We start from the raw sequence: 19,594 nt of genomic DNA on the forward strand, positions 1-19,594 counted from the left end.
AGGCCAGGCGCGGCCGGGCAGAGGATCGGGGAGCCCGAGATTATAGCTTTTTTTTCAGCGCCGTCTCATCGGCCTTGTCCAGGCGGCCGGCAGCGCGAGCGGCGTTGATCAGGTCGGGGCGCCGGGCGGCCGTCATGGCCAGCCGCTGGTCCCGGCGCCAGCGCTCGATCTGCGCGTGGTGACCCGAGAGCAACGGTGCCGGAACGCCCTGCCCGTTCCACTGCTCGGGCCGGGTGTAGTGCGGGCAGTCGAGCAGGCCGTCGAGCGCGGGGTTGAAGCTGTCCTGAACGTGGCTGGCCTCGTCGCCGAGCACGCCGGGTTGCAGCCGCGCCACGGCGTCGAGCAGCGCCATGGCCGCGATCTCGCCGCCCGAAAGGACGAAGTCGCCCAGGCTGATCTGGTGGGTGACGCGCGCATCGATGAACCGCTGGTCGATGCCTTCGTAGCGGCCACAGACCAGCACCGCGCCCTCGCTGGCCGACCACTTCTCGACCGCCTCATGGCGCAGCGCCTCGCCGATGGGAGAAAACAGCACGATCGGCGCATCCGCCCCGCGCGCGGTCAGCGCCGCATCGAGGCAGGCCGAGAGCGGCTCGGCCATCATCACCATGCCGGGGCCGCCGCCGAAGGGCCGGTCGTCCACGCGCTTGTAGTTGCCCTGCGCGAAATCGCGCGGATTCCAGAGCACGACCTCGACCTGCTTGGATTCGTAGGCGCGACGCGTCACGCCGCTGGCCATGAAGGGCGCGAACAGTTCGGGAAAGAGCGTGAGGACGTCGAAGCGCATGCGCGCAATGCCGGTATCGGCGGGATCAGAAATCGGGTTGCCAGTCGACCGTGATGAGACGGCCATGCAGGTCGACCTTGTCGACGAAGACAGCGACGAAAGGCACCATCCGCTCGACGGCCTTGCCGTCTTCTTGAGCGGCAAGCACCAGCGTGGTCTGCGGGCCGGTGGCGAGCAGTTCACGCACCGTGCCGAGCGCGACGCCTTCGCGGTTGACGACCGACAGGCCGATCAGGTCGACCCAGTAGTACTCGTCGTCGCCGGCCGTGGGAAAGCTGGAGCGCGGCACGAACACGCGCGCGCCGCGCAGGGCCTCGGCCGCATTGCGGTCAGGCACCTCTTCGGACGAGGCGACGATGCAGTCGGAATGTTCTTTGGCTTCGCGGATCGCGAGCCGGAAAGCGGCGTTCGCCGAGGCTCCGGGAGCCTGCAGGAACCAGCGCTTGGAAGAAAAAAGCGCCTCGGGCTGGGCGCTGTGGGGCAGGACCTTGAACCAGCCCTTGATGCCCCATGCATCGGCGATGCGTCCTACCTCGATCGCATCCGCCGGCAATTCGGCGGTTTCGAGTGCGGGCAACATCGCCGTGCGTGACGGCTTAGGCTGCCGCCTTGGGGGCTGCGGCTGCAGCTTGCTTGATCAGGCGCAGGACCGTGGGCGAGGCTTGGGCGCCAACGCTCTTCCAGTAGGTCAGGCGATCCTGGGCAATGCGGATGCTTTCTTCGTTTTCCTTGGCGGTCGGGTTGTAGAAACCCAGGCGCTCGATGAAACGGCCATCGCGGCGAACGCGCTTGTCCGACACGACGATGTTGAAGAACGGACGGCCTTTGGAGCCGCCGCGGGAGAGTCGAATGACGACCATGATTTATCCTTGGGTGGTCAGCGAGCCAGTTGGATGAGAAAGAGGCCCGCTCACAATGTTCTTCCAGCGTCGAGACACGCGACATGGCCACCCGGCCAGCGACACGCTGAAAAGCCTGCGATTATAGCCCGCTACGCGTTTTCTCCGAATTTTCGGCCCCGCGCCGTCTCTTTTTCACCCATGACCCTCTCCATCCGCCCCAGCCGCGACGACGACGTCGCGGCCATCACGGCCATCTATGCCCACCACGTGCTGCGCGGCACGGGCACCTTCGAGACCGAGGCGCCCTCGGCCGCCGACATGGCCGCGCGCCGCGCCGACGTGCTGGGCAAGAACCTGCCCTACCTGGTCGCCGAGGAAGACGGCCAGGTGCTGGGTTTTGCCTACTGCAACTGGTTCAAGCCGCGCCCGGCCTACCGCTTCTCCGCGGAAGACTCGATCTACATGGCCGAGTCAGCACGCGGCAAGGGTCTGGGCGCCAAGCTGCTGTCCGCGCTCTCGCAGGCCGCCGAAGCCGTCGGCGTGCGCAAGCTGATCGCGGTGATCGGCGACTCGGCCAACGCCGGCTCCGTCGGCGTGCACCGCACCCAGGGCTTCACGCACGTGGGCGTGCTGAAGGACTGCGGCTGGAAATTCGGCGAATGGCGCGACGTGGTCCTGATGGAAAAGGTGCTCGGCGAAGGCAGCACGACAAAACCCGAATGAAAAACAAAACTACCGCAGCGTGGCTCTCCTTCCTCGGTGGCCCCCTGGGCCTGCACCGCTTCTACCTGCGCGGCATGGGCGATTTGCTGGGCTGGCTGCTGCCCATTCCGACGGCGCTTGGCATTTATGGCATCGAGCGCGTGCGCATGTACGGCGTGGACGACGGCCTGAGCTGGGCGCTGATTCCGCTGCTGGGTTTCACCATCGCAGGCTGCGCGCTCACAGCCATCGTCTACGGCCTGATGGCGCCCGAGAAGTGGAATGCCCGCTTCAACACCAGCGCCCCTGAAGACGCCGCGCCGGGCCAGACGAACTGGTTCACGATCGGCGCCGTGGTGCTGTCGCTCTTCTTCGGCAGCACGATCCTGATGGCCAGCATCGTGTTCAGCTTTCAGCGTTACTTCGAGCACCAGATCGAAGAAGGCCGAAAGATTTCGCAGTAGCCGCCGGTCAGAACAGCTGGATGCTGAGCCAATAGGCCATCGCGGCCACGAAGGCCGAGGCCGGGATCGTGAAGATCCACGCCCACACGATGTTCCCCGCCACGCCCCAACGCACCGCGCTCGCGCGCTGCGTGGAGCCCACGCCGACGATGGCGCCGGTGATGGTGTGGGTGGTCGACACCGGAATGCCCAGCGCCGTCGCCAGGAACAGCGTCAGCGCGCCGCCGGTCTCGGCGCAGAAGCCGCCCACGGGCTTCAACTTGGTGATCTTCTGGCCCATCGTCTTGACGATGCGCCAGCCGCCGAACATGGTGCCCAGCGCGATGGCGGTGTAGCAGCTCACGATGACCCAGGTGGGCGGCGCCGCGTCGCCGGACGACGCGTAGCCGGTCGCGATCAACAGCATCCAGATGATGCCGATGGTCTTTTGCGCGTCGTTGCCGCCGTGGCCCAGGCTGTAGGCGCCGGCGGATACGAGCTGCAGCCGCCTGAACCACCTGTCCACCCGCGAGGGCGTGGCGCGCCGGAAGCCCCAGGCCACCGCGATCATCATCATCGAGCCCAGGAGAAAGCCCAGGAGCGGCGACACGAAGATGAACGCCACCGTCTTCCAGATGCCCGAGGCGACCAGGCCCGTGGTGCCGGTCTTGGCGATCACCGCGCCCACGATGCCGCCGATCAGCGCGTGCGACGAGCTGCTCGGAATGCCGTAGTACCAGGTCACCAGGTTCCAGCTGATGGCGCCAATCAGCGCGCCGAACACCACGTGCACGTCGACCACACCGGGCTGGGCGATGCCCTTGCCCACCGTGGCCGCCACGCTCAGGTGGAAGATGAAGATCGCGATCAGGTTGAAGAAGGCCGCGAACACCACGGCCTGCCCCGGCTTGAGAACCCCGGTGGAGACCACCGTCGCGATCGAATTGGCGGCGTCGTGGAACCCGTTCATGAAGTCGAACAGGATCGCGAGCACGACCAGCACTATCACCACCCAGAGGGCGACCTGAACCGTTGCCATCGGTTGCTACCCGCTCAGGAATTCTCGAGGACGATGCCCTCGATCACGTTGGCCACGTCCTCGCACTTGTCGGTGATCGTCTCCAGGAGCTCGTAGATCGCCTTGAGCTTGATCACCTCGCGCACATCGGGCTCCTCGCGGAACAGCTTGCTCATGGCGCTGCGCATCACGCGGTCGGCGTCCGATTCGAGGCGGTCGATTTCCTCGCAGGTCTTGAGCACGGCCTCGGCCACGGCCGGATCGGCGATCTTGCCGAGGAACTTGACGGCGTCCTTCAGGCGGTCGCAGCACTTCACGCTCAGGGCCGTCAGGCGCACGATCTCGTCGGTCATGTGGCGCACGTCGTACAGCGCCATCGTCTCGGCCGAGTCCTGGATCAGGTCGGCCACATCGTCCATCGTGTTGATGAGCTTGTGGATCTGCTCGCGGTCGATGGGCGTGATGAAGGTCTTGTGGATCAGCCGGTTGACGTCGTGCGTCACGCGGTCGGCCGCGCGCTCGGCGTTGTCGACGTCGCGGTTGTACTGCTCCCGCAGGTGCACGTCGCTGTAGTTGGCAACGAGTTGCTCGAAAGCCCTCGCCGCCTCCACGATGCGCTCGGCGTGCTGGTTGAACATCTCGAAGAAATTGCCCTCGCGGGGCAGCAGCTTGCCGAACATGGAAACTCCTGGGGTGTGCCAACCACAACTGGATGACACCTTCATGAAAAACCGGCGAAGTTTAACGGGCGCGGCGATTGTGTCCGGCCCGGCGCGCTTTTCGGGGCCGCTGAATGGCGGAAATCAGTCCGCGAGCCCCGACACGGCGCAAGGCCAAGCGCGCCCCTTGCCGCGCGGCTCTTTCAGACGATGCGCTTGACCACCTGGCCCGTGACGCGTGCCAGCGCCGCGCGCGGCACCTTGTCGGGGGCGATCTCGGCGAGCGGCTTCAGCACGAAGGCGCGCTCGCGCATGCGGGGATGCGGCAGGGTCAGCGTGGGCGTGTCGATCACCGAGTTGCCGTGCATCAGCAGATCGAGGTCGAGCGTGCGCGGCGCATTGGGAAACGGCCTTTCGCGGCCGGCCTGCGTCTCCAGGCGCTGCAATGCCACGAGAAACTGCTCGGCATCCAGCCCGGTGCGCACGGCCACCACGGCGTTGACGAAATCGGGGCCTTCGGCATCCACCGGCTCGCTGCGATAGAGCGACGAACGGGCGGTCACCGTGGTGCGCTGCAGCGCGCCGATGGCAGCCATGGCGGCCTTCACGGAGGCCTCGGCATCGCCCAGGTTGGCGCCGATGGCGACGAAGGCCTGCACGGTCGGGTAGTCCTCGCGCGGGCCGCGGGGGCGGCTCGTGGGGGCACGGGCGGGCGCACGGCGTGCGGGCGAACCGCTGGGCGGCCCTTTTCTGGCGCCGGCCGGCGCGGGCCTGGCACCGCCCGCGCGCGGCGGTGCGGCCTTGGCCTTGTCACTGGACCTGGGGGGCTTCTTGCCGTCCTTCGGCTGGTCGGACGCGCTCATGCGCCCTCGGCGCTCCCGCCGCCCTCATCACCACCGCCACCACCGGTGCGGGGCTTGCGGCGGCGCCGGCGCTTGCGCGCCGCGGGCGCCTCGCCATCGGGCGGCACGGCACCGGCCTCGACTTCGACTTCCTCGTCCTGCTCCGAATCCTCGGCCTGCTGGGCCGGGGCCTCGCCATGACGCTGCCGGCCGCCCGGCTCGCTGCGGGGCTTCGGCGGCGGGGGCGTCTCGCGCACCCGCACGCGCTGACGGGTCTTCTGCTCGTCGCGCACCTGCTCGAGCAGGTCCTGGCGGCGCACGTCGTCGGCGGTGCTGAATTCCTGCCACCACTCGGCAATCGCCTCATTGACTTCGCCCACATCGGCGCGCAGCCGCATGAAGTCGAAGGCCGCGCGAAAGCGCGCCTGCTCGACCAGGCTGTAGGGCGTGGAGCCGGTCCGCTTGTCGAAGCGCGGCTGCATCATCCAGATCTCGCGCATGTCGGCGGCCAGCTTGCCGCGGCCCGACACGTCGCCGATGCGCGAATTGAACACGTCGTCGATCGCGTCCTGCAGCGCCGGGAACGGCGGCTGCGGGCGCTGGCCGTGGCGGCCTTCCTGGCGCTGGGCCCAGCCGTCGCGCACGTCGGCCCACAGCACGCAGGCCAGGAGGAAACTGGGCGCCACGGGCTTGCCTTCGCCCACGCGGCGGTCGGTGTCCTGCAGGGCCGCTTTCACGAACGGCTGGTCGGCGCGCTCGACCACCACGTCCAGCAGCGGATAGATGCCGGTGGCCAGCCCGAGCTTGCGCAGCTGCTCGATCGTGGCGATGGCATGGCCCGTCTGCAGCAGCTTGAGCATCTCGTCGAACATGCGGCTTTGCGGCACGTCGGCCAAAAGCTTGCTCGACTCGATCAGCGGCGCGGCCGTCTTGGCTTCCATCTTGAAGCCCAGCGCCGCGAGCTTGGCCGAGAAGCGGATCGCGCGAATGATGCGCACCGGGTCTTCGCGGTAGCGCGTGACCGGGTCGCCGATCATGCGCAGCGTGAGCTTCTGGGCGTCCTTGATGCCGTTGTGATAGTCCACCACCACCTGGTTGGCCGGGTCGTAGTACATGGCGTTGACGGTGAAGTCGCGGCGCGCCGCGTCTTCCTCCTGCGGACCCCAGACGTTGTCGCGCAGCACGCGGCCGCTGGCGTCCACGGCGTGCTTCATGCTCGCGAGCTCGCCCTTGCTGGTGCGCTCGTTGCCGGCCACCTGCTCGGCGGCGGCGCTGTCCATGTAGGCGCGGAAGGTCGAGACCTCGATCACTTCATGTTCGCGGCCCCGGCCGTACACCACGTGCACGATGCGAAAGCGCCGCCCGATGATGAAGGCGCGGCGGAACAGCGACTTGACCTGCTCGGGCGTGGCGTTGGTGGCCACGTCGAAGTCCTTGGGGCGCAGGCCCAGCAGCAGGTCGCGCACCGCGCCGCCCACCACGTACGCCTCGTAGCCCGCCTGCTGGAGCGTGGTGACCACGTTCTTGGCGCGTTCGTCGACCAGGGCCGGATCGATCTTGTGAACCTCTGCCGGCACCTCCTGGCGCTTGCCGAAGCGGCTCTTGCCCTGTGTGCCGCCGGCGGATTTGCCCAGCAGCTTGTCGATGAATGTCTTGATCATTGGTTGTGAAAGCTCTTCTTATTCGTTTTCGAGCATGGATCGGATGAGCGGGATGGTGATCGCGCGTTGTGTCTGGAGCGCGTAGCCGTCGAGCTGCGTGAGCAGTTCCATCAGGCTTCCGAGGTCGCGGCTGAAGCGGTGCAGCATGAAGTCGAGCACGTCGTCCGACAGCATCACGCCGCGCGCATCGGCCGCCTGGCGCAGCACCGCGCGGCGCTCGGTTTCGCTCAGCACATGCAGGTGGAAGACGTGGCCCCAGCCCAGGCGGGTGCGAAGGTCTTCCCGCAGCGGCAGGTCGGCCGGCGGCAGCGCGCCGGCGGCGACCACGCCGCGCTGCAGCGTCTGGGCGTTGACGAACCAGTTGAAGGCCGCGTGCTGCTGCACGGCGGTGTAGAGGTGCACGTCATCGAGCAGCACGGCGCCCCAGCGCTCGTCGAACTCGGGCGGCTCCAGGAGGCCCGCGTGCAGCCAGCCCACGCTGGCGCCCTGCTCGCGCAGTGCGACGCGCACCGATTCGAGCAGATGGGTCTTGCCACTGCCGCCTTCGCCCCACAGATAGGTAGGCACCGGCGAGTGCAGCGCAGGGCTGCCGGCGCTGCCCACCCACACTTGCAGGTGGCGCAGCGCCGCCTCGTTGGGGCCGGCAAAAAAGGCGTCGAAGCTGGGGCCCGTCGCAATGCCGATATCGAGCGCGAGCTGTTTCATCCCGGGAAGGTTCATGGAGGGGGCCGCTGGGGCCCTTAAAATCAACAGGAATTCTATCGGCCCGGCCGCTGCGGTTGCCGGCGCCTCTACCACCCCGCCTCTTGTGGGCTCTCTTGTTGGCTTTCGCACACCCATGACTTCCCCTACGCCCACCCCGCTCAGCTACAAGGATGCCGGTGTCGATATCGATGCCGGCGACGCGCTGGTCGACCGCATCAAGCCCCTGGCCAAGAAGACCATGCGCGAGGGCGTGCTGGCCGGCATCGGCGGTTTCGGCGCCCTGTTCGAGGTGCCCAAGCGCTACAAGGAGCCGGTGCTGGTGAGCGGCACCGACGGCGTGGGCACCAAGCTCAAGCTGGCCTTCGAGTGGAACATGCACGACACCGTGGGCATCGACCTGGTGGCCATGAGCGTCAACGACGTGCTGGTGCAGGGCGCCGAGCCCCTCTTCTTCCTGGATTACTTCGCCTGCGGCAAGCTGGACGTGGACACGGCCGCCGCGGTGGTCGGCGGCATCGCCCGCGGCTGCGAGCTCTCGGGCTGCGCGCTCATCGGCGGCGAAACCGCCGAAATGCCCGGCATGTACCCGGCCGGCGAGTACGACCTGGCGGGCTTCGCGGTCGGCGCGGTCGAAAAATCGAAGATCCTTACCGGCCAGGACTTGAAGCCCGGCGACGTGGTGCTGGGCCTCGCCTCGGCCGGCGTGCATTCCAACGGTTTCAGCCTGGTGCGCAAGGTGATCGAGCGCGCAGGCGCCGAGCTCCCCGCCACGCTCGACGGCAAGCCCTTCCGCGAAGCCGTGATGGAGCCCACCCACCTCTACGTGAAGCCGGTGCTCCAGGCGCTGGCCAAGCACCCGATCAAGGCGCTCGCCCACATCACCGGCGGCGGCCTGCTGGAGAACATTCCGCGCGTGCTGCCCGAAGGCACCGCAGCGCACCTGAAGAAGGGCAGCTGGCCGCAGACCGAGCTCTTCGCCTGGCTGCAGAAGGTCGCGGGCATCGACGACATCGAGATGAACCGCACCTTCAACAACGGCATCGGCATGGTCGTGGTCATCGACGCGGCCGAAGCCGCCGCCTGCGCCGCCACGCTGCGCGCCTCGGGCGAGCAGGTGCACGAGATCGGCGTCATCGCCGAGCGCGGCGAAGGCGCCGCGGTGGTCGTGGGCTGATCGCCCCAGGCTCCGCACTCGCTCCCGAGCAGCCGCACCCGCATCCCGGATGGCCAAGAAGCCGCAACCCACCTTCACCGCCGCTGCACCCGCGGCGCCCATCGTCCGGCCGACGGCCTCGCGCGGCGTCATGCTCGCCAGCTACCTGCTGATGCTGGGCGCGCTGATGCTGGTGATGTGGGAGCACCTGCTGCCCGGCCTCATCTGCGTGTGCATCGGCTTCCTGGTCACGCGCTGGCTCGCCCGCCTGCTCGAAAGGGGCCTGCTGCGCATCCCCGCCATGCGCTCCGGCGCCGCTGGCTGGGCCGGCGTGCTGGCGGTGATCGTGGTGCTGCTCGCGCCGATCGCGCTGGTCACGCTCGGGCTGTCGCAGGCACGCGAGTACATCGTCGATGCGCCCGACCAGTACCGCGAACTGCTCGACTACACCGCCCGCACCGTGCTCGAACTGCGCTCCAAGCTGCCGCCCGACATCGCGACCTACCTGCCCGAAGGCGCCGCCGAAATCCAGCGCGTGATCGCCAATTACCTGCGCGCGCAGGCCGGCGCGCTCGCGATGGCCGGACGCGCCTGGCTGCACGGGCTGCTCTTTTCCTATGTGGGGCTGATCGTCGGGAGCCTCGCCGCCGTCGCGGCCGCGCCGCTGCGGCGCAAGCCCCTGGCCGAGCAGTTGCACCAGCGCGTGGAGACTTTCGGCGAGGCCTTCGCCCAGATCGTCGCGGCCCAGTTCTGGATCGCCGCCTTCAACACGCTCTTGACCGCCATCTTCCTGCTGTTCCTGATGCCGCTCTGGGGCGCGCACCTGCCCTACACGCCGGCGCTCATCACGCTCACCTTCCTGGCCGGACTGGTGCCGATCGTGGGCAACCTGGTCTGCAATTCGGTGATCACGCTGGTGGGGCTGTCGGTTTCGCCGGTCACGGCGGCGGCCTGCCTGATCTTCCTGATCGTGATCCACAAGGCCGAGTACGTGATCAACGCCAAGGTGGTCGGCGCGCGCACGCAGATGAGCGTGTGGGAGCTGCTGGCGGTGATGTTCGTGGCCGAGGCGGTGTTCGGGCCGGCCGGGCTGGTGGCGGCGCCGCTGTACTACGCGTACCTCAAGAAAGAGCTGCAGGCCGCATCGCTGGTCTGACGGCTTGGCAGGACAACGATGTCCTGATCTGATCGGTTCTGGTCCGCATCGGCGCGGACCGGGGGCCGGGGTCGCAGAAGAATAGGCGGCATCATTCACTATGCCTTTCACCGCGATGAAAACCTGTCTGATTGTGATCGACGCCCAGGAATCGTTCCGCCAGCGCGCCTACTGGAACGAAGGCGTTGCGGCGCCCTATTTCGCCGCCCAGAACGCGCTCGTCGAAGGCGCGGGCGCGGCCGGCCTGCCGATCGTGCGCATCTTCCACGTCGACGAACCCAGCGATTCGAGCAACCCGTTCGCCATGGAATCGGGCCATGTCCACCCCATCGAGGGGCTCGCGCCCTTCAAGGCGGCGGCCACGTTCACCAAGCACCGCCACAGCGCGCTGGTCAACAGCGGCCTGGATATCTGGCTCACCGAGAACGGCGTGCGCCGGCTGATCGTGAGCGGCATCCGCACCGAGCAATGCTGCGAAACCACCACCCGCCACGCCTCCGACCTGGGCTGGGAGGTCGACTACGTGACCGACGCCACGCTGACCTTCGACATGGTGCAGCCCGACGGCCGGCCGCTGCTGGCGGCCGACATCAAGTCGCGCACCGCCGCCGTGCTGGCCGGGCGCTTCGCGACGATCTGCAGCGTGGCGCAGGCGCTGGAACGCGCGGGCGCGGCGGCATGACCGCTTTGCGCGTGCTGATCCTGGCCTACGACGGCGTCGAGGCGCTGGATTTCGCCGGCCCCTTCGAGGTGTTCACCACGGCGAGCCGGGTCAGCCAGCGCATGCAGCCGGGCACGGCGGCGCCGTTCGACGTCGCTTCGGTCGCGCTCGCGCCGAGCGGCCAGCCCGTGCAGGCGCGCGCCGGCCTGCAACTGCTCGCCGACCGCACCATCGCAAGCGACCCGGCCGCCGACGTGCTGATCGTCCCCGGCGGCGTGGTCGATGCGCCGATGGCGAGCCGCGAAACCCTGCGCTGGATCGCCGATTGCGCGACCGGCGCGCAGCTCGTCGCGTCGGTCTGCACCGGTGTCTTCCTGCTCGCGAAGAGCGGCGTGGTCACGCGCGAGGCCGTCACGACGCACTGGGAAGACATCGCCGACCTGCGCGCGCAGTTCCCGAAACTGGACGTGCGCGACGACGTGCGCTGGGTCGACACCGGCCGCATCGTGAGTTCCGCCGGCATCAGCGCGGGCATCGACATGAGCCTGCACCTCGTGGAGCGCCTGGCCGGACGCGCGCTGGCGGAACGCACCGCACGCCAGATGGACTACGCATGGACCCACAACACCAGCCACCCATCCGCGTAGTCTTCGTGCTGCTCCCCGGCAGCCTCGTGCTCGACTGGGCCGGGCCGGCCGAGGCGCTGCGCATCGCGAACCAGCGGCTGGTGGCGTCGGGCCAGCCCGAGCGTTTCGCGATCGAATTCGCGAGCCCGCGGCCGACGTCCATCGCCTCGGTCGGCGTCGCGCTCGCGGGGCTCTCCCCCCTGCCCACGCAGTGGCACGGGCCGGCCTGGGTGGTGCTGGTCGGCCTGCCCGGCGACACCATCGCCATCGACAACCCCGAGACGCAGGACCTGCTGCACTGGCTGCGCGGCCAGCGCTTCGAGCGCGGCCGCGTCGAGTTGGTCACGGTCTGTGCGGGCGCCGTGCTGGCGGCGCACGCCGGCGCGCTCGCGGGACGGCGCGCCACCACGCACCACCACCACCTGGACGAACTGCGCGCGGTGGAGCCGCGCTGCGACGTGGTGAACAACCGCGTGTTCGTGATCGATCCGCCGCTCTACAGCAGCGCGGGCGTCACGACCGGCGTGGACCTCGTGCTGCACCGCATCGCCGAGACCTGCGGCGAAGCGCTCGCCGCCCAGGTGGCGCAGACGATGGTGGTGGCGCTGCGGCGCGGCCCCCACGACCCGGAGCTCTCGCCCTTTCTCGCCTACCGCAACCACCTGCATGCCGCGCTGCACCGCGTGCAGGACGCGGTCAGCGAACAGCCGCAGGCCGACTGGAGCGTGCCGCGCATGGCCCAGGTCGCCCACACCTCGGCGCGGCACCTCACGCGGCTCTTCGTGGAGCATGCGGGCGTGGCGCCGCTGGCGTATCTGCGGCGGCTGCGGCTCGCGGCGGCGCAGCTGGCGCTCTCGTCGGGCGCGAGCGTCACACGGGCGGCGGAGCTCTCGGGCTTCGGCTCCGACACGCAGCTGCGCCGGGCGTGGCACCAGTTCGGGTTGCCCGGTTCGCCGTCGGAAGCGAACACCGCACTGAAGACTTAGGCCGTGCAGGCCCGTGCGCGCGCCCGCAGCAACGCCTGCTCGCGCGTGTTGCGCGTGAGCGCGGCGGCGCGGTCGAACTCCCTGCGGGCCTCGTCGCGGCGGCCGAGCTTGAACAGCAGGTCGCCGCGCACCGTCGGCAACAGGTGATAGCCCTTGAGCGCCGGCTCGTCCATGAGCGCATCGACCACCTCCAGCCCCGCCGCCGGCCCGAAGGCCATCGACAGCGCGACCGCGCGGTTGAGCTCGACGATGGGCGACGGCGCGAGCTCGGCCAGCGCGTCGTAGAGCGCGGCGATGCGCGGCCAGTCGGTTTCCTCGGCGGTGCGCGCGCGGCCGTGGCACGCGGCGATGGCGGCCTGCAGCGCGTAGGGTCCGAGCACGCCGAGCGCCTCGGCACGCGCCAGGCCCGCAAGGCCACGGCGGATCAGCAGCTGGTCCCAGCGCGCGCGGTTCTGCTCGAGCAGTAGCACCGGCTCGCCCGAGGCACCGACGCGCGCGGCGGTGCGGGAGGCCTGGATTTCCATCAGCGCCACGAGGCCGTGCACTTCCGACGCATCGGGCACGAGCCCGGCCACGATGCGGCCCAGGCGCATCGCCTCGTCGCAGAGCGCGGGGCGCATCCAGTCGTCGCCGGCGGTGGCCGCGTAGCCCTCGTTGAAGATCAGGTAGAGCACTTCCAGCACCGAGGCCAGGCGCGCTGCGAGCTCGTGCCGGCGCGGCACTTCGAAGGGCACGCGCGCTTCGAGCAGCGTGCGCTTGGCGCGCACGATGCGCTGCGCCACGGTGGCTTCGGGCACGAGGAAGGCGCGGGCGATCTCGTCGGTCGTGAGGCCACCCATCAGCCGCAGCGTGAGCGCCACGCGCGCCTCGGTCGAGAGCACCGGGTGGCAGGCGGTGAAGACGAGACGCAAGAGGTCGTCGCCGATGTCGTCGTCCAGCGCCGCATCGACCGCTTCGGCGAAATCGACCTGCGCCATCTCGTGCTGCGCGTCGAGCTCGCGGCCGATCTCGGGCGCCTTGCGCTCGGCCAGTTGGCCGTGGCGCAGGCGGTCGAGCGCGCGGTGCTTGGCCACTTGCGTGAGCCAGGCGGCGGGGTTGTCGGGCACGCCGGCGCCGGGCCATTGCTCCAGGGCGGCAACCAGCGCGTCCTGCGCCAGTTCTTCGGCCAGGCCCACGTCGCGCACCATGCGCGCGACGGTGGCGATGATCTTGGCCGATTCCATGCGCCAGACGGCGTCGATGGCGCGGTGGATGGCGGCTTGGTGGCCGGCGCTCACTCGACCGCTCCTTTCCCGCTCGCTAGCATGCGGCCATGACACGATGTCTCCTGATCCTGTGCCTCATCGCGGGCTGCGCCCAGGCTGCCGCCGAGATCGAGGTCGAACGCAACAGCCTGGGCATGGCCTTCGTCAAGGTGCCGGCCGGCGAATTCACGATGGGGAGCGACGAGGCGCCCGAGACGCTGGCCGCTGCGTATCCCGAATTGCCGAAGGAGCGTTTCACCCAGCTGAGTGACGAGGGGCCGGCGCACCGCGTGCGCATCACGCATTCGTTCTGGATGGGCCAGCACGAGGTGACGGTCGGCCAGTTCCGCCGCTTCGTCGAGGCCTCGGGCTACGTGCCCGAATCGGTGGCCGACGGCACCGGCGGCTACGGCTGGCGCGCCGACTACGACCCCGCCACGACGAAACGCGGCGATGCCTTCGAGGGGCGCGACGTGCGCTACTCCTGGCGCAACCCGGGCTTTGCGCAGGGCGACGACCACCCGGTCGTCAACGTCACCTGGAACGACGCACAGGCGCTGGCCGCGTGGCTGAGCAAATCCGAGGGCCAGCGCTACCGGCTGCCGACCGAGGCCGAGTGGGAATACGCCTGCCGCGCCGGCACCCGCACGCGCTACAGCGCGGCGGACGATCCGCAATCGCTGCTGCGCACGGCCAACGTGTTCGATGCGCGTACCGCAGGCTATTGGCCGCGCTGGGCGCCAATGGCGCTCAAGGGCGACGACGGCTTTGCGTTCACCGCGCCGGTCGGCAGCTTCGCGCCGAACGCCTGGGGCCTCTACGACATGCATGGCAATGCCTGGGAATGGGTGGCCGATTGGCATGGCGAGGAATACTACGCGCGCTCCCCGGTGGACGACCCGCAGGGCCCGGCCGAAGGCACGGTGCGGGTGCGCCGCGGGGGCTCCTGGCACACCTGGCCGTTCTATGCGCGCGCCGCCTACCGCAACTGGAATGCGCCGGACACGCGCTACACGCTGGTGGGCATCCGGCTCGTGCGCGAACAATGAATCAGGCTGTTATTTCTTCACCGTCTGCATCGACGGGAAGCCCTCGGCCACGGCCTGCAGGTCGGGCGAGAAATCCTCCAGCTCCTGGATCTGGCGCACCTCGATGACCTCGTTCTCGCCGCCCGGGCAACGCGTGGCCCATTCGATGGCCTCGGCGCGCGAGGCGACCTCGATGACCCAGTAGCCGCCGAGCACTTCCTTGACCTCGGCGAAGGGGCCGTCGACCACCTTTGCCTTCTTTCCCGGAAAGCTCACGCGCGCGCCCATCGAGGGCGGGTGCAGGCCGTCGCAGCTGATCAGCACGCCGGCTTTCTGCAGGGATTCGTTGTAGGCCATCATCGCGGCCATCGCCTCGCGGTCCTCGGGCATCGTGCCGGGCGCGGCCGTCTCGTAGCCGTGGGGAATCATCAGCATCATGAATCGCATGGTGTTTTCTCCTTGGGATGCGGTGGGCTCAGCCGGCGGCGCCGGTGCGCTTGGCGGATTCGGCGCGCAGGCGGTCTTCCTGGGCGAGCAGTTCGGGCGTCATCGAATCGCCGAAATCGGTGGCTTCGAACACCTGGCGAATCTCGATCTCGCCTTCCTGGAAGGGGCTGCGCTTGATCCACTCGATGGCCTCTTCCTTGGACTTGACCTGCAGCAGCCAGAAGCCGGCCAGCAGCTCCTTGGTTTCGGCGAAGGGACCGTCGATGACGGTGCGCTTCAAGCCTTCGCAGCGCACGCGCGCGCCCTTGGCGCTGGGGTGCAGGCCTTCGCCCGCCAGCATCACGCCGGCCTTGACCAGCTCTTCGTTGAACTTGCCCATTTCCGTGAGAATTTCGGTGCTGGGCATCACGCCCGCTTCGGAATCCTTGTTCGCCTTGACCAGAATCATGAATCGCATGTCGTTTCTCCTGAAGGTTGATGAAATCGGGAGCCGCTGAATTGGCGTGCTCCTGTACTCACGTCGGACGAACGGAAGCGGGATCGACACGTTCGCATCGGTCCAGATGTAATTTTGTGTTTCAGAAATTCAGGGCAGGTAGCCGCAGAAGCGCAGCACGTGGCCATCGGGCTCGCGGATCGCGAATTCGCGCAGGCCCCAGGGCTGGGAGATGGGCGGCTCGATCACCGTCACGCCGCGCTTCACATAGGCGGCGTGCAGGCCGTCGATGTCCTTGCCCACGTGGATGACGATTTCGCCGCGCCAGGGCGGCGTGCCGCGCGTGTTGCATTGCCACAGGCGCAGGTAGACCGGATCGCCATGGCTGCCGTCGCCTTTTTTTACTCGCGCGTAGCTGGGCGGCTCGCCGGCGATGAAATCGAGCTCGAAGCCCAGCACGTCGCGAAACCAGCGCGCGGCCCGCGTGACGTCCGAGACCGGCAGCACCGGCTGCATGCCGTGGAACTGGTGCAGGGTGCCCAGGTCGGGCGCCGCGCCGCCAACGCCACTTACGCCGGCCTCGGCGGTCATCCGTTGGCCGTTCGGCGCAGGGCGGCCACGCGCTCGGCGATGGCGTCGATGTCCAGGGCGTCCTCGGCATTGGTCAGATAGACCTCCAGGTCGCGCACCGCCAGCGCCGTGTTGCCCTGCTCGGCGTGCGCGATGCCGCGGTCGCGGTACTCGCCCCAGGCGCTGGGCAGGAGCGCGATGAGGCGGTCCTGCACGGCGATGGCGCGCTGCCAGTCTTCCTGCGCGCGGTGCACTTCCTTCAGGTTGCGCAGCATGCGGCTGATGATCTCGCGCGAACTGGCCGGCTGCAGGTACAGGCCCAGGGGCACGTCGAAATCGCCGACCAGCCCGTTGCTGCGCTTGTAGGGCTCCAGCCGTTCGCCGAGTTCTTCGCGCGAGAGCGACTTGCCGGTGAACGGATCGATCACCACCTGGCCCTTGGGCAGCGTGACCTTGAGCATGAAGTGCCCCGGAAAACCGATGCCGCGCGCCTGCAGCCCGAGGCCCTGCGCGAGCTCCATCCACAGCACCGCGAGCGAAATCGGGATGCCGCGGCGGGTGCGCAGCACGGCGTTCAGGTAGCTGTTGTCGGGGTCGTAGTAGTCGTTGACGTTGCCGCCGAAGTTCAGGTCGTTGAAGAAGAACTGGTTCAGCGCGCGCAGCCGGGCGAGCGGTGCGGCATCGGCCGGCAGGCGGCGCTTGAGGCGGGCCAGGATCTGGTCGACGTCGCCCAGGACCTGCTGGACGTCCAGCTCGGGGTACTCGTCCTGCGCCAGGCTGGCGGCGGCCTCGAGCAGCGGGAATTGGTCATCGCTGCGGACGAGCGATTCGAAATATTCCAGAGCGGTGGGGACCTGAAATGTGAACGTCATGTGTCTTTGTAGAGGAGCATCCGGGGAGCGTCAAGGCGGGACACACGCGTATTGCCAAGCGGCCAAACGACTCACCGGCGCATGAAACTGCGCAGCCGCACCCCGACCGCCGCCAGGATGGCGAAATAGATCAGCGCGGCGCCCGCGACGAGCGCGGCCAGCAGGCCGATACGGTGCAGCGGCTGCGCGCGCAGGCCGATCCAGTCGAAATAGCGCGCCCCCCACGCGAGGAACGCCGCCAGCACCAGCGTGCCGGCCAGCACCTGCAGCGTGAACTTGCCCCAGCCGGGCTCGGGCGCGTAGCTGCCGCGGCGGATGAGGCCCACCAGCAGCCAGGTCGCATTGACCAGCGCGCCGATCGCGATGGTGAGCGTGAGCGCCGCATGCTGCAGCACCGGCACCAGGAAGAAATTGAGCACCTGGGTGAAGACGAGCACGCCCACGGCGATCAGCATCGGCGTGCGCGTGTCCTGCTTGGCGTAGTAGCCGGGCGCGAGGATCTTGATGGCCACGATGCCGACGAGGCCCACGCCGTAGCCCATCAATGCCAGCGTGGTGCGCTTGACGTCCTCGTCGCCGAAGGCGCCGTTGTGGAAGAGCACGGCGACCAGCGGCTGCGCGAAGAGCAGCAGCGCAATGGCGCACGGCGCCGAGAGCAGCACCACGAGGCGCAAGCCCCAGTCGAGCAAAGCGGAATAGCGCGCGTCGTCCTTGGCGGCGCGGGCGCTGGACAGCTGCGGCATCAGCACCACGCCGAGCGCGACGCCGAGCATCGCGGTGGGGAATTCCATCAACCGGTCGGCGTTGACCACCCAGGTCACGCTGCCGGTCGCCAGGTGCGAGGCGATCTGCGTGTTGATGAGCAGCGAGATCTGCGCGACGCTCACGCCCAGCAAGGCGGGCAGCATGAGCTTCATCACCTTGCGGGTGGTCGGATCGGTCCAGGCGGTGCGCAGCGCCTTGAAGCTCGCGCCGAGGCGCGGCATCAGGTTCAGGGCGCGCAACGCCGGAATCTGCAGCGCCAGCTGCAGCACGCCGCCGACCAGCACGCCCACGCACTGCGCATAGATCGGCTCGATGCCGTAGCGCCGGAACAGCGGCGCGCCGACCACGATGGAAAAGATCAGCGCCAGGTTCAGCAGCACGGGCGACGCCGCCGGCACCGCGAACTTGCGCCAGGTGTTGAGGATGCCGCCGGCCAGCGCCACCAGCGACATGAAGCCGATGTAGGGGAACATCCAGCGCGTCATGACGATGGCCGCGTCGAAGCCTTTCAGGCCGCTGGCCATGGCCCAGACCAGCAGCGGCGCGCCGACCACGCCGGCCACGCAGACCGCGAGAAGCGTCCAGGTCAGCAGCGTGGCGACGTGGTCGATCAGCTCCTTGGCGCCCTCCTCGCCGCCTTCGGTCTTGCGCGCGGCCAGCACCGGCACGAAGGCCTGGCTGAAGGCGCCTTCGCCGAAAACGCGACGGAACAGGTTCGGGATGCGGAAGGCGACGTTGAAGGCGTCGGTGAGGGCGCTGACGCCGAACACCGAGGCGAAGAGCACGTCGCGCACGAGGCCCGTGATGCGCGAGGCGAGGGTCAGCAAAGAGACGGTGGAGGCGGATTTGAGCAGGGACACGGGGGCGAGTGTAGGGCCCCGAAAGTGCCCGAAAAGGCCCGATTCGGAGGAAAAGCCGACCCGGCCTATAATGGAGGGCTTTGCTGCATCATCCTCAGACACCTAAGGAACTAAATCATGGCATCCGCCAAGCCCAAGAAAAAGAACCCGCGCCTCGCCTCCGGCCGTAAGCGCGTCCGCCAGGACACCAAGCTCAACGCTGCGAACACCTCGCTGCGCTCCAAATACCGTACCGCGGTCAAGAACGTCGAAAAGGCTGTTCTGGCTGGCGACAAGACCAAGGCAAGCGAACTCTTCGCGAAGGCCCAGAGCATCGTCGACACCGTCGCCGACAAGGGCATCTTCCACAAGAACAAGGCCGCCCGCGACAAGAGCCGCCTGTCGGCCAAGGTCAAGGCCCTCGCCCTCGCGCCTGAAAAGGCCGCCGCCTGACACCTGTCAGGCAAGCCCGGACCGGAATTCTCCAGTCCGCCGTTTGATCGGGGTGCGCTGCAGCAAAGTGTAAAAAACCGCCTTCGGGCGGTTTTTTCATGGGCGCTCGGTTTGTCGGGCCCGGTTTGTCGATTCAGTCGGCCTTGGGCGGCTCGACGGGAATCACCGGTGCGGCGGGGTCCGAGCGCACCACTGCCGCCACGGGCGTCTGCGCCGCCTTCGGCACGGCCGGTGCAGGTGCCGCCGGGCACACCTCGGAGACCTGCAGGTCGTTGTCCTTGGCGAAGTTCACGCAGAAGTCCCAGGCCATGGGCTCGGCATCGCGCAGGTCGCGGTTCACGATCACGCACTTGACCCCGTTGATGGTGGTCGGCTCGCACCACGGCGAATAGCTCAGGTAGCTGCCCGGAAAGGCGCCGCCGGGCCGGAAGGAGCTCATGACGCCCGCCAGCCGCTCGGCCCAGTCGCTGGGGCGGAAGGTCCGGCCATCTCGGGTGATGCCCTGGATGAAGATTTCTTTGGCAGTGGGGGAAATCATCGTTGAGTGAGGCGACCGACGCGCGACCAAGACGGGGTGCTGCGGTGCAGCAACAGATTCTATCCGGGGCACTTTTTGCATCCTGAACGGAGGCATTGCTGTAATGCGAAATCCTCAACGAAGCCGTCAAATCGCACGCCTAGAATCCGCGTTCCCTATCT

At 68.4% G+C, this 19,594-nt stretch carries 24 protein-coding genes; 9 read left to right on the top strand and 15 right to left on the bottom strand.

Translation table 11 applies throughout. The features are described 5' to 3' along the window. Window positions 1–40: 40 nt before the first annotated feature. The 3 genes from trmD to rpsP are packed head-to-tail and all read right to left on the bottom strand — an operon-like array spanning window position 41 to window position 1,647. Window positions 41–787 carry a tRNA (guanosine(37)-N1)-methyltransferase TrmD gene (gene trmD / locus JC881_RS23715; protein ID WP_198788177.1) on the bottom strand — a complete coding sequence of 249 codons (747 nt, stop codon included), beginning with the start codon at window positions 785–787 and terminating at the stop codon, window positions 41–43. A gap of 25 nt (window positions 788–812) precedes the next feature. Further along, window positions 813–1,367, bottom strand: a complete 555-nt coding sequence (rimM, locus tag JC881_RS23720) for a ribosome maturation factor RimM (RefSeq protein WP_198788178.1) — start codon at window positions 1,365–1,367, stop codon at window positions 813–815. Window positions 1,368–1,383: 16 nt separating this feature from the next. Next, window positions 1,384–1,647, bottom strand: coding sequence for a 30S ribosomal protein S16 (rpsP, locus tag JC881_RS23725; RefSeq protein ID WP_013540078.1), 264 nt, complete (start codon window positions 1,645–1,647; stop codon window positions 1,384–1,386). Window positions 1,648–1,827: 180 nt separating this feature from the next. On the opposite strand from rpsP, the gene JC881_RS23730 reads away from it, so the two are divergent. Beyond that, window positions 1,828–2,352 (top strand): GNAT family N-acetyltransferase, encoded by a 525-nt coding sequence (locus JC881_RS23730; protein WP_198788179.1) that lies wholly within the window; start codon window positions 1,828–1,830, stop codon window positions 2,350–2,352. After that, window positions 2,349–2,795: a hypothetical protein gene (locus JC881_RS23735; RefSeq protein WP_013540076.1), complete on the top strand. Its 447-nt coding sequence runs from the start codon at window positions 2,349–2,351 to the stop codon at window positions 2,793–2,795. The genes JC881_RS23730 and JC881_RS23735 overlap by 4 nt, the downstream gene beginning before the upstream one ends. Window positions 2,796–2,802: 7 nt before the next feature. On the opposite strand, the gene JC881_RS23740 is transcribed toward JC881_RS23735, so the two are convergent. The 5 genes from JC881_RS23740 to hda form a co-directional block, all read right to left on the bottom strand. Next, a complete protein-coding gene (locus tag JC881_RS23740; protein ID WP_198788180.1) occupies window positions 2,803–3,813 on the bottom strand; it encodes an inorganic phosphate transporter in 1,011 nt (336 codons plus the stop codon). Between the two features lie 14 nt (window positions 3,814–3,827). Continuing rightward, window positions 3,828–4,472 carry a DUF47 domain-containing protein gene (locus tag JC881_RS23745; protein WP_124463399.1) on the bottom strand — a complete coding sequence of 215 codons (645 nt, stop codon included), beginning with the start codon at window positions 4,470–4,472 and terminating at the stop codon, window positions 3,828–3,830. Between the two features lie 182 nt (window positions 4,473–4,654). Continuing rightward, window positions 4,655–5,314, bottom strand: coding sequence for a 2-amino-4-hydroxy-6-hydroxymethyldihydropteridine diphosphokinase (gene folK, locus JC881_RS32485; RefSeq protein WP_198788181.1), 660 nt, complete (start codon window positions 5,312–5,314; stop codon window positions 4,655–4,657). Next, a complete protein-coding gene (pcnB, locus tag JC881_RS23755; RefSeq protein ID WP_198788182.1) occupies window positions 5,311–6,954 on the bottom strand; it encodes a polynucleotide adenylyltransferase PcnB in 1,644 nt (547 codons plus the stop codon). Before pcnB ends, folK begins: the two co-directional genes overlap by 4 nt. Window positions 6,955–6,972: 18 nt before the next feature. Then, on the bottom strand, window positions 6,973–7,659 hold the full coding sequence (gene hda / locus JC881_RS23760) for a DnaA regulatory inactivator Hda (RefSeq protein ID WP_332875280.1): 687 nt from the start codon (window positions 7,657–7,659) through the stop codon (window positions 6,973–6,975). Between the two features lie 133 nt (window positions 7,660–7,792). On the opposite strand from hda, the gene purM reads away from it, so the two are divergent. From purM to JC881_RS23785, 5 genes are all read left to right on the top strand, one after another. Then, the gene (gene purM / locus JC881_RS23765; protein WP_198788184.1) at window positions 7,793–8,833 is read left to right on the top strand and encodes a phosphoribosylformylglycinamidine cyclo-ligase; all 1,041 of its coding nucleotides are present in this window, start codon (window positions 7,793–7,795) and stop codon (window positions 8,831–8,833) included. Between the two features lie 49 nt (window positions 8,834–8,882). After that, window positions 8,883–9,968 (top strand): AI-2E family transporter, encoded by a 1,086-nt coding sequence (locus JC881_RS23770; protein WP_198788185.1) that lies wholly within the window; start codon window positions 8,883–8,885, stop codon window positions 9,966–9,968. A 115-nt stretch (window positions 9,969–10,083) separates the two neighbouring features. Continuing rightward, complete coding sequence (locus tag JC881_RS23775; protein ID WP_198788186.1) at window positions 10,084–10,650, top strand: cysteine hydrolase family protein; 567 nt, start codon at window positions 10,084–10,086, stop codon at window positions 10,648–10,650. Beyond that, window positions 10,647–11,276 carry a DJ-1/PfpI family protein gene (locus JC881_RS23780; RefSeq protein ID WP_198788187.1) on the top strand — a complete coding sequence of 210 codons (630 nt, stop codon included), beginning with the start codon at window positions 10,647–10,649 and terminating at the stop codon, window positions 11,274–11,276. Before JC881_RS23775 ends, JC881_RS23780 begins: the two co-directional genes overlap by 4 nt. Continuing rightward, window positions 11,243–12,241: a GlxA family transcriptional regulator gene (locus JC881_RS23785; RefSeq protein ID WP_198788188.1), complete on the top strand. Its 999-nt coding sequence runs from the start codon at window positions 11,243–11,245 to the stop codon at window positions 12,239–12,241. The genes JC881_RS23780 and JC881_RS23785 overlap by 34 nt, the downstream gene beginning before the upstream one ends. Here the strand turns inward: JC881_RS23785 and JC881_RS23790 are convergent. Next, on the bottom strand, window positions 12,238–13,464 hold the full coding sequence (locus JC881_RS23790; protein ID WP_198788222.1) for an RNA polymerase sigma factor: 1,227 nt from the start codon (window positions 13,462–13,464) through the stop codon (window positions 12,238–12,240). The genes JC881_RS23785 and JC881_RS23790 overlap by 4 nt on opposite strands. A gap of 89 nt (window positions 13,465–13,553) precedes the next feature. Between JC881_RS23790 and JC881_RS23795 the strand changes: the two genes are divergently transcribed. Continuing rightward, window positions 13,554–14,534: a formylglycine-generating enzyme family protein gene (locus tag JC881_RS23795; RefSeq protein WP_198788189.1), complete on the top strand. Its 981-nt coding sequence runs from the start codon at window positions 13,554–13,556 to the stop codon at window positions 14,532–14,534. 9 nt (window positions 14,535–14,543) lie between these two features. Here the strand turns inward: JC881_RS23795 and JC881_RS23800 are convergent, their stop codons facing one another. From JC881_RS23800 to murJ, 5 genes are all read right to left on the bottom strand, one after another. Further along, entirely contained in the window at window positions 14,544–14,960 is a 417-nt protein-coding gene (locus JC881_RS23800; protein WP_198788190.1) for a YciI family protein, read from the bottom strand. 28 nt (window positions 14,961–14,988) lie between these two features. Continuing rightward, window positions 14,989–15,417 (bottom strand): YciI family protein, encoded by a 429-nt coding sequence (locus JC881_RS23805; RefSeq protein ID WP_198788191.1) that lies wholly within the window; start codon window positions 15,415–15,417, stop codon window positions 14,989–14,991. Window positions 15,418–15,546: 129 nt separating this feature from the next. Next, window positions 15,547–15,987, bottom strand: a complete 441-nt coding sequence (locus JC881_RS23810) for a bleomycin resistance protein (protein ID WP_198788192.1) — start codon at window positions 15,985–15,987, stop codon at window positions 15,547–15,549. Continuing rightward, window positions 15,984–16,838 carry a SirB1 family protein gene (locus tag JC881_RS23815; RefSeq protein WP_198788193.1) on the bottom strand — a complete coding sequence of 285 codons (855 nt, stop codon included), beginning with the start codon at window positions 16,836–16,838 and terminating at the stop codon, window positions 15,984–15,986. Before JC881_RS23815 ends, JC881_RS23810 begins: the two co-directional genes overlap by 4 nt. A 71-nt stretch (window positions 16,839–16,909) precedes the next feature. Beyond that, on the bottom strand, window positions 16,910–18,463 hold the full coding sequence (murJ, locus tag JC881_RS23820) for a murein biosynthesis integral membrane protein MurJ (protein ID WP_198788194.1): 1,554 nt from the start codon (window positions 18,461–18,463) through the stop codon (window positions 16,910–16,912). A 117-nt stretch (window positions 18,464–18,580) separates the two neighbouring features. Here murJ and rpsT point away from each other — a divergent pair, with 117 nt between their 5' ends. Beyond that, on the top strand, window positions 18,581–18,895 hold the full coding sequence (gene rpsT, locus JC881_RS23825; RefSeq protein WP_007831346.1) for a 30S ribosomal protein S20: 315 nt from the start codon (window positions 18,581–18,583) through the stop codon (window positions 18,893–18,895). Window positions 18,896–19,028: 133 nt separating this feature from the next. Here the strand turns inward: rpsT and JC881_RS23830 are convergent, their stop codons facing one another. Continuing rightward, entirely contained in the window at window positions 19,029–19,433 is a 405-nt protein-coding gene (locus tag JC881_RS23830; protein ID WP_198788195.1) for a DUF3579 domain-containing protein, read from the bottom strand. Window positions 19,434–19,594: the final 161 nt, after the last annotated feature.

The sequence above is a fragment of the Variovorax sp. IB41 genome (assembly GCF_016405905.1).
In the GTDB taxonomy this organism is placed as follows: domain Bacteria; phylum Pseudomonadota; class Gammaproteobacteria; order Burkholderiales; family Burkholderiaceae_C; genus Variovorax.